We start from the raw sequence: 8,007 nt of genomic DNA, 5'->3' as shown, positions 1-8,007 counted from the left end.
GGCCGCGCGCACCCGCTGGGCCGCGTCGCCCGTCCCTCGGACGTCGCCGAGGTCGTGGCGTTCCTGGCCGGATCGCGGTCCGGTTTCGTCACGGGCGCGGACGTACGCGTGGACGGCGGGCTACTGGCCGCGCTTCCCCTGGCGCTGAAGGAGTAGCGGCGAGAACCGGCCACACGGCTATGTTCAACCAAGCCGCGCATTGGGGCGACTACCTGGAGGAGGCGCGCCAGGCCGGCGTGAGCAGAACGTGGGCGACGACTTCAGAGGGGGCGCACCGGTGCGGTCAGGTCAGCCGGCCCGGCGGGCGAGGGCCAGGTCGGTGAAGCGCACGAGGTAGCTGTTCGGGATGGCCGGGCCTGGCCGACTCATGCTGCTCGACCGCCTCGCCGAACACCACACTCCGCTCACGGTCCGCTGCCATGGCACTCTCCTCATCGTCAGGCGAGTGCCGATTCGATCACGCCGGCTGGAGCGTCCAGTTCTGATCACCGTTGGAGGCGTCGCACGGGCTGCCGACGACCTCGTTCCGCAGGCCGGCGTGCAGGCACGTCTCCTGGACCGGCCCCTGCCACTTCACCGGGCGGCCCTGCCACTTGATCACGATCCGGTCGCCTCCCAATGCCTTCTCCACCGTGACGAAGGCGATGCGGTGGTTCTTGAGGTCGATGCCGCAGCGCTCCATCCGCACCAGGCCCGGGTCCTTGTTCGGCCTGCCGACGCACAGCTTGTTCTTGCTGTAGAGGCTGCGCAGCTCCGAACGGGGGTTTCGGGTCCACACGTAGCCGTCCCTGGTGCCCTCGGGCTGGCAGTAGAAGGTGCGCAGGGAGTACTTCGCGCCGCTGTCGGCCGGAGCCAGGCCCCACGTCAGACACATGGTCGTGCCGACGTTCCTGATCATGTACGTCTTGGGCGCCGCGTTGGCGGCGGGCACGGTCGCGGGGAAGACGGCCATGGCAGTCACGAGCGGGATGGATAAACGTCTTTTCATGGGGTGGAATGGTAGCCATGTGACGGCGTGGTGTCTGGATACGCTGATTTCCGCCGCTCCCTGATCAAGCGACCTTCGCACGGTCATCGACCAGGCCGTCGAGCTGTTCAGCCGTCTCGCTGAGGTCGCAGCGGATCGAGGCGAGCTGGACCTTCCGCTCCGGGCCCACCGACGCGGCCACACCGCTGCCGGTCACCGTGGTGCGCTTCCAACCGCAGACGGACGGCAACGGTGTCGCCCCGGCCGGCACCCAGTTCACGGTGCCGTTCGTGGTGCAGCAGCAGGCATCCGGGCGGGACAAGGGAGTCGACGCGCTCACCGTCGAGGCGTCGTACGACAACGGCCGGTCCTGGACCGCACCGGCGATCACCGGCCGCTGGCAGGGCAAGGACCCCGCCGCCACCGACCCCTACAACCTCCTGCCCTGGCGGCTCGGCCTGCTCACCCAGACCAACTCCACCTGCTGATCCCTGCTGCCAGGGCGGCGCGGAAGGCCGAACCGCAGCGCCGCCCCTCAAGCCCTCGCAGCACCATCAGACACGCGGCGGCTCGGTCATCGTAGAAGGCTCAGGCCAGGTCAGCTGGCTCAGCACGACGAGGAGTCCACCGCCGTCCCCTCGGCGCAGGCCGCGGCGACCAGCGTCGTACGCAGGGCCGTCAGGCTGGGCGGCGTGGTGTTCGCCGGCTCAGTGCCGCCCGCGGGAACCGAGGTCGCCGTAGCCGAAGGCTTGCTCGTCGGCGTGTAGCAGGGGTCGATGAGGTCGTCGCAGGTCGGCGAGGGAGACGGCTCCGCGTCGCCGTCCTCGGAGACGTACGCGTACCCGAGGAGCTGCGCCGCGCGCTGGCCGTCCATGAGCGGTGCGATCACCGGGCTGCCCGCCGACTCCTCGAAGAACAGGCCTTCACCGATCGGCGTGTAGACGGACTGGGCATAGGCCAGCTGGGTCGCGTCGGTGACGGGGCGGCCGAGGAGCTGCTGCCGTTCCGCCAGGTTGTGGACGAACATCAGGCCGGTGCCCGCCGTGCCGATGGACTCCTTGAGTTCGGCGAGCGTGGTGGTGGCCGGCTGCTCGACCTGGACCCGGATCTTGCCGTCGGCGTACCCCTGACCCAGCCGCCCGGCCAGCACCTTGTCAACCCGCACCACCAAGCCGGCGTAACGCATGGCCGCGTCCGGGCTGTCGTAGGCCACGACGGCCGAGCCACCCTCCGAGTCGTCGGAGGCGAAGGCGATGCCCGGTTCGATGTCCACGACAGTGCCCTGGACGAGCGCTCCGGCGGCCTTGAAGGCGCCGGAGTCGGACGCTCCGGGGACGATATCGGCCACCGAGTCGAACAGGTACTCCCCGTCGGACACGCTGGTGCCGTAACTCAGCCGCGCCCAGAAGGAAGACTCCGGGCTGTTGAGGAACGTGCCTGCGAGGGCGCCGGTGGCGACGGCGGCGACGAGGGTGAGGATCACCGCGAAGCGGTTCTTCATGGTTACCACGCCCCGTTGACGTGCGAGCGGTCGTGGCTGCTGTACGTCTGGGTGGTGGACGTGCCCTGCTTCATACAGGAGGTCAGATTGGTGTGCCCGAGGCCGATGGCATGCCCGATCTCGTGGCAGGCCGTCTTCTTGCGGACGGTCGAGCTGGTCATGTCGGCCAGGTCGAAGCGGAGTTCGGCACGGTCGCACAGATACTCACCGCCGATCTGGGCGAGCACTCTGACGCACTTGGTCGTAGCGGTGATGTTGACGCCCGTACTCGAGCCGTCCCAGTCCTTGCCCCAGTAGTCGGTGTAGTAGGCGTCGTACATCACCAGATCGGTGTGCGTGCCCGCGGTGCTGTCGTAACCGCCTATTCGCAGGTCGGTCTGGTAGTCAAGGTTGGCCATGCCGTAGTCGGCCGCGGTGATCATGTTGCTGGTGAGGGTGGAGCCGTTCCAGTAGACGTCGCGGTTGTCCGTCTTGGGGCAGCACCAGGTGGGATGGTAGGCGTAGAAGCCGAACGTGTTGGCAACCACTGGAGTGGCGGCCGTTACCCCGGCGGAGAGCGACGCCACGATGGCGAACGCCAGAGCGAGTGCTGACTTGCGCATGGCTGATCAATGTAGGTACGGGGCCGGGTCACCAAAAGATCGAAAAGATGAAGCCACTCGCAACACGGGGTGTACAATGGCTGACCAGCCTGTGCGGTGGCCGAGCACGATGTGGAGACCGCCGCGGCAGTTGCCAGTGATGTTCGACCAACCCGCGCATTGGGGCGTCTACCTGGAGAAGGCGTGCCAGTCCGGCGTGAGCAGCGGCTCCCGGCGGCCCGGGTCGAGGATCCGGTAGGCGGAGATGGTGCGGACCAGGAACCGACGGCTGGGTCAGGCCCACCAGCCGCCGACGACCTCGACTCCCTCACTCTCGAGGGCGTTGTGCCACGCCGGGTCACGCAGGAGCCGCGCCTCCCAGGTCCGCACGATGCCGTCCGGTCCCGTGACCGCGTCCTCGCGGGACGGGTGCAGGAACAACTCGCTCGTGCCCTCGGGGAGGGCGGCGAGCCGGCGGAGGTAATCGTCCCGCAGTTGCTCGTAGGTACCGAGTTCGTGTGCCGGGCGCCGGTTGGTCGCGATCGTCTGCGGGATGGACACGCCTAGTGCGTCGGCGAGGGCGACGGCGCGCTCGTGCGCTGCCGCGAGCTGCGGCGGGAGCGGCCCGCCGAAGTACGGTTCCGGGTCACGGGGCAGCCGGAAGGCAAGGCTGTGGCGCGCACACCACTCAAGCGCCTCGGCCAGCCACGATCTGCCGTGCAGGCCGTACAGGGTGCCGGCGTGGGAGTCGGCCGCCTCGGGCATGGGGCCCCGGCCGCGCATCCAGTGCAGCTGTGCGTCCGCCTCCCGGATGACATCCCGGGCCTCACCGCGGGCTCCGAGAGCGAACGGATCATCACTGAGTGACCCGTCCGGATCGACGAGGCTCGCCGCACCGTTGAGGGGCCGCCAGCGCGGGAGCCCGCGCTCGCTCGTGAGCGTCACGTGCAGCCGCGGCACGACGCCGAGCTCCCAGACCTGGTTCGCGGCTTGCTCCGCGGCCGGCGAGACGCAGATGAGCGTCGTCGCGGTGACATGTCCCTCGGCGAGCAGTGCGACGATGACCTCCGTCGTCCCGGGTTCGCGGCCGAGATCGTCGGCCGTGATCACGACGCGGCGGGTCATCGGGGGCGCTCCGCGGCGGACTCGTCCACGGGACCGGTGGGCGGCGGCTCGACCGGCTCAGCCGCCTCACGCGGCGTCTCGATCGGGACCGAGATGAGTCGCGCCGCGACCGCGCCGATCGTCGTCAGCACGAACGGGTACACGCATAAGTACACCCGGAACGCGAGCCCGGGGTCGGTGCCGGAGTCGTCGCCCGAGTTGTAGCCGAAGAACACGCCCAGCGATGTGAGCGCGAGTCCGGTCACGATCCCGTTGAGCCGGGCGAAGAAGCCGAAGGCGGACAGGAAGAGCCCTTCGCGGTGCTCCCCGTTGCGCGCGGCGTCGGCGTCCAGCACGCGCGCGACGATGAGGTCGTTCGTCGCGAGCATTCCCGACCACCCGGCCCCGACGAGCACCCCCGCGGCGATCGCGGTGACGAGGTCGGTGGCGAAGAACAAGGCCGCGAAGCTGGCCGCGAGGACCGCGAAGGCGAGCCGCCAGGTCCACAGGGCGCCGCGGCGTGCGACGACGCGCGTCCACACGACGAGGCCGCCCGCCGAGACGAGGATGACGATGCCCTGAAGGTAGAGCGCGTTCCCGACCGGGAGCCCGAGCGAGTAGCGGACGTACAGCTGGATGCCCGAGAGTACGAGCGCCATGGCTATGCCGTAACAGGCGCCGGTGAGCCCGACTGTCCAGAACATCCGGTTGCGCACAATCGACCACACGCTGGGCAACAGCAGCGGCCGCTCGCGCGTGGAGTAGCGGGGACTCTCGCGCGCGCCGAGCGCCATGAACACGATCACGACGAGCGCGACCGCGCCATAGATGATCGCTGTGATCTGGAAGCCCTGGGTGGATTCCTCGGTGCCGAACACGTCCGTCGTGAGCAACGGGGTGACCGCGAGCGAGATCACGAGCGCTACGAGCTGGAAGCCCTGGCGCAGACCGTTGGCCACGGCGCGGTCGCGCTCCTGCGGGTACAGCTCGGGGAGCAGCGCGCCGTAATTGGCGTTGAGCATCGAGTCGAAAGCCTCGCACAGGATCGCGAACACCGCGAACCAGAGCACGAGGCCGATGCCCTGCAGAGAGGTCGGCGCGGAGAAGAATGCGATCATGCAGGCCGCGAGCATCGGCGCGCCGACGAGCAGCCACGGCCGGCGCCGGCCGAACCGGCTCCGGGTGCGGTCGGAGAGATGGCCTAGCAGCGGGTTGTCGAGCGCGTCGATGACCGCGTAGATCACCATGACCACGCCGTAAGCGCGAACGTCGAGCCCGAGATTGTCGACGTAGAAGAGGATCATCGACCCCTTGATCATGTTGATCGGGATGGAAGTGCCGAACATCCCGATGGCGTAGCGCCACGCGGGAGTCCGCCCCGGGGCCGTACCGGGCTGGGACACGCGATCACCTTCCTTGCTGATGCCGAATCACCATCGCCGGGCAGGTCCCCTGCGGCCAGAACGGCGGCGTCGTCGGGCACGAAAGCCCTTTCACGACGTGGCTGCTCATTCGCGTTCGATCTGCCATGAAGCTCGGGGCTCCTCGCCGCCAACCTGGCCCTGCGCGCTACAACGCGCATAAGAAGATGTCGACAAATGGCAGATAATGTCAATGGTCAAGAACGCATGGATGCTCGGTGGTTGCTCGCGTGTGCGCGCTACAGCACGGCACGGATGGACACAGGCCGACATGACGGCGGGGAGAATCCCGGCCACAGCGACACACAACAACACTCGGTGGCGCTGAGCAGCAGTTGACGGACGCGCGCCTTCTCCTCGGGGCCGAGCCGCCGGTCCACATCGAGCAGGCGGCAGAGAGCCTTGTAGTCCGGGCGGTCGGTGATGTTCCTGCCGAATCGCATAGTGTCCCAGCCGGTCAAGCACACGCAGCAGTTCGCGCGGCTCTTCGTTGGCGACCAGCCGCCGCGCGACTTCGTTGAGGACCCCGTTGGGTTCCAGCTGCAACGCGAAGGTGCCGCGGCCGGTGAAGCTTCCCTCATCAAGCAGGCTCAACAGGTTGAACAGGTCGTCGTTGCGCCGAGGTTGAGCGGGGCGGCCGAGAATGGCCGCAGGTCACGCCGGGAAGCCGGTTTGTTGAGGCGCTGAGCGAGTGGTGCCGTCGCTGCCCGCGCCGGGTGGTGCTGTTCTTGGATGAGATCGACGCCCTGCAGGGCAACAGTCTGGTCAGCATCCTTAGCCAGCTGCGCGACGGCCATAACGCGCGGCCGGAGGGCTATCCGTTCCCCGCGTGCGTGGTGTTGTGCGGATTGCGTGATCTGCGTGACTACAAGGTCGCCTCGGGCGGCGACCCCGGCCGATCGAACCCCGCCAGCCCGTTCAACCTGATCAGGGACCGGGACGGGAAGTTTCCGGTTCTCATAGAGGAGATCCTCACCGAGGCAGGTATCCAGACTGTGCTCACCGGCATCCGGATGCCGCGGATGAACTCGACCATGGAGCGATGGGTATAGACGTGCCGCCGCGAACTGCTGGACCCGCTGCCTACTGTGGAACGAACGCCACCTGCGGCACGCCCTGCGCGAGTACGAACGGTTCTACAACCAGCACCTAGCCCATCAAGCCCTGGCCCAGGCGACCCCGCTGCGTGCCGTCCCCGGATCCGATCACGGATCCCGAGCGAATCATCGGCCTGAACATACGCCGACGAGACCGTCTCGGCGGCGTCCTCCACGAGTACTCACATGCGGCTTGAACTGCATGGATGGAGTTTTCGGCAGGCGCAAGCATTCCAGGTGTCACGATGCGATGCGACCGAAGGCGAACAGCCGAGCCTAGAAGACCAGGTCAATTGCCCTGCACCAGTTCTGGCACCGGACACGCTGTTATAAGCCGGGCAACACATCCGCCCACTAGTGAACATTCTACGTTCACCATCTATTTAACATCCAACGTAGGACGTAGGATGTCCCGAAATCTTCTCCTGTCAGGAAGGGCGAGGACATGCACGATGGCTATCCCCCGGAGGGCCGTACCGGGCGCACCTCCCGGCGCCGCCGGGCGGGCGCCGTAATGGTGCTCGCCGGCTTACTCGTCAGCGTGTTCGGCGCGCCGGCGACCGCGGCGCCGGCGGAGACCTTCGAGGCCGGCGGGACCGCCGGCACCGCGCCGTTCGTGGACGAGCAGGTGCTCTACAAGCAGGGCGACTTCGGATACGGCTGCTTCCGGATCCCCGCCGTGGTGCGGGCCACGAACGGCATGCTCCTGGCGTTCGCCGAGGGGCGGGTGAAGGACTGCGGCGACGACGAGGACATCGACCTCGTGCTGCGCCGTTCCGCCGACGGCGGGCGGACCTGGGAACCACTGCAGGTGATCTCGGAGGGCAACGGCACGACCCACGGCAACCCGGTGCCGATCGTTGACGAGCGTACCGGGCGGGTCGTGCTGGTGAGCACCCACAACGGTGCGGAGCCGTGCCCGAACGGCTGTGACCGTGACCCCTGGGTGCAGTTCAGTGACGACCATGGGGCGACCTGGTCGGCCGCCAGGGAGATGACCGAGGGAAAGCGTCCGGAGTGGAACTTCTGGTACGCCACCGGCCCGATGCACGGCATCCAGCTCAAGCGCGGCTCGCACGCCGGCCGGCTGGTCGTCGGGGCGAGTTTCGAAAGCTGGGACCGGGTCGGCAAGCACGTCTACGGCACGCACCTGCTCTACAGCGACGACAGCGGGGTGACCTGGAACATCGGCGCCGAGACGTTCCGCGACGACGGCACGGTCATCGCCCAGGAGGTCACCGTCGTCGAGCTCACCGACGGGCGGATCTACGCCTCGGCCCGCGAGCGCGGCACCGATGAGGGCAGCCGGGCGTACGCGACCAGCAGCGACAGCGGC

General features: G+C 68.2%; 13 protein-coding genes. 5 read left to right on the top strand and 8 right to left on the bottom strand.

Annotated elements, in window-relative coordinates; genetic code table 11:
- On the top strand, positions 1-156 hold a 156-nt coding region (locus tag AB0J09_RS48820), incomplete at its 5' end, for an SDR family oxidoreductase (protein WP_360707587.1).
- A gap of 127 nt (positions 157-283) precedes the next feature.
- Here AB0J09_RS48820 and AB0J09_RS48815 read toward each other — a convergent pair.
- The 3 genes from AB0J09_RS48815 to AB0J09_RS48805 form a co-directional block, all read right to left on the bottom strand.
- Complete coding sequence (locus tag AB0J09_RS48815) at positions 284-421, bottom strand: hypothetical protein (protein ID WP_360707585.1); 138 nt, start codon at positions 419-421, stop codon at positions 284-286.
- A 36-nt stretch (positions 422-457) separates the two neighbouring features.
- Positions 458-988, bottom strand: coding sequence for a hypothetical protein (locus tag AB0J09_RS48810; RefSeq protein ID WP_360707583.1), 531 nt, complete (start codon positions 986-988; stop codon positions 458-460).
- Positions 989-1,052: 64 nt separating this feature from the next.
- A complete protein-coding gene (locus AB0J09_RS48805; protein ID WP_360707581.1) occupies positions 1,053-1,184 on the bottom strand; it encodes a hypothetical protein in 132 nt (43 codons plus the stop codon).
- A gap of 4 nt (positions 1,185-1,188) precedes the next feature.
- On the opposite strand from AB0J09_RS48805, the gene AB0J09_RS48800 reads away from it, so the two are divergent.
- The gene (locus AB0J09_RS48800) at positions 1,189-1,455 is read left to right on the top strand and encodes a hypothetical protein (RefSeq protein ID WP_360707578.1); all 267 of its coding nucleotides are present in this window, start codon (positions 1,189-1,191) and stop codon (positions 1,453-1,455) included.
- A gap of 119 nt (positions 1,456-1,574) precedes the next feature.
- Here the strand turns inward: AB0J09_RS48800 and AB0J09_RS48795 are convergent, their stop codons facing one another.
- The 5 genes from AB0J09_RS48795 to AB0J09_RS48775 all read right to left on the bottom strand — a co-directional run bounded on the left by AB0J09_RS48795 (position 1,575) and on the right by AB0J09_RS48775 (position 6,017).
- Entirely contained in the window at positions 1,575-2,468 is an 894-nt protein-coding gene (locus tag AB0J09_RS48795) for a hypothetical protein (RefSeq protein ID WP_360707576.1), read from the bottom strand.
- Between the two features lie 2 nt (positions 2,469-2,470).
- Complete coding sequence (locus tag AB0J09_RS48790; protein WP_360707573.1) at positions 2,471-3,070, bottom strand: hypothetical protein; 600 nt, start codon at positions 3,068-3,070, stop codon at positions 2,471-2,473.
- A 273-nt stretch (positions 3,071-3,343) separates the two neighbouring features.
- On the bottom strand, positions 3,344-4,174 hold the full coding sequence (locus tag AB0J09_RS48785) for a ChbG/HpnK family deacetylase (RefSeq protein WP_360707570.1): 831 nt from the start codon (positions 4,172-4,174) through the stop codon (positions 3,344-3,346).
- The gene (locus AB0J09_RS48780) at positions 4,171-5,556 is read right to left on the bottom strand and encodes an MFS transporter (RefSeq protein ID WP_360707567.1); all 1,386 of its coding nucleotides are present in this window, start codon (positions 5,554-5,556) and stop codon (positions 4,171-4,173) included. The genes AB0J09_RS48785 and AB0J09_RS48780 overlap by 4 nt, the downstream gene beginning before the upstream one ends.
- A 257-nt stretch (positions 5,557-5,813) precedes the next feature.
- Complete coding sequence (locus AB0J09_RS48775) at positions 5,814-6,017, bottom strand: hypothetical protein (protein WP_360707564.1); 204 nt, start codon at positions 6,015-6,017, stop codon at positions 5,814-5,816.
- A gap of 1 nt (position 6,018) precedes the next feature.
- On the opposite strand from AB0J09_RS48775, the gene AB0J09_RS48770 reads away from it, so the two are divergent.
- From AB0J09_RS48770 to AB0J09_RS48760, 3 genes are all read left to right on the top strand, one after another.
- Complete coding sequence (locus AB0J09_RS48770) at positions 6,019-6,261, top strand: hypothetical protein (protein ID WP_360707562.1); 243 nt, start codon at positions 6,019-6,021, stop codon at positions 6,259-6,261.
- A 41-nt stretch (positions 6,262-6,302) separates the two neighbouring features.
- On the top strand, positions 6,303-6,626 hold the full coding sequence (locus tag AB0J09_RS48765) for a hypothetical protein (protein WP_360707559.1): 324 nt from the start codon (positions 6,303-6,305) through the stop codon (positions 6,624-6,626).
- A gap of 490 nt (positions 6,627-7,116) precedes the next feature.
- A partial coding sequence (locus AB0J09_RS48760; protein WP_360707557.1) for a sialidase family protein occupies positions 7,117-8,007 on the top strand: 891 nt, incomplete at its 3' end.

Source organism: Nonomuraea sp. NPDC049784, assembly GCF_040659615.1.
GTDB lineage: Bacteria > Actinomycetota > Actinomycetes > Streptosporangiales > Streptosporangiaceae > Nonomuraea.
Note: the sequence above shows the minus strand (reverse complement) of the source record. Positions and strands in the feature narration are given on the sequence as shown.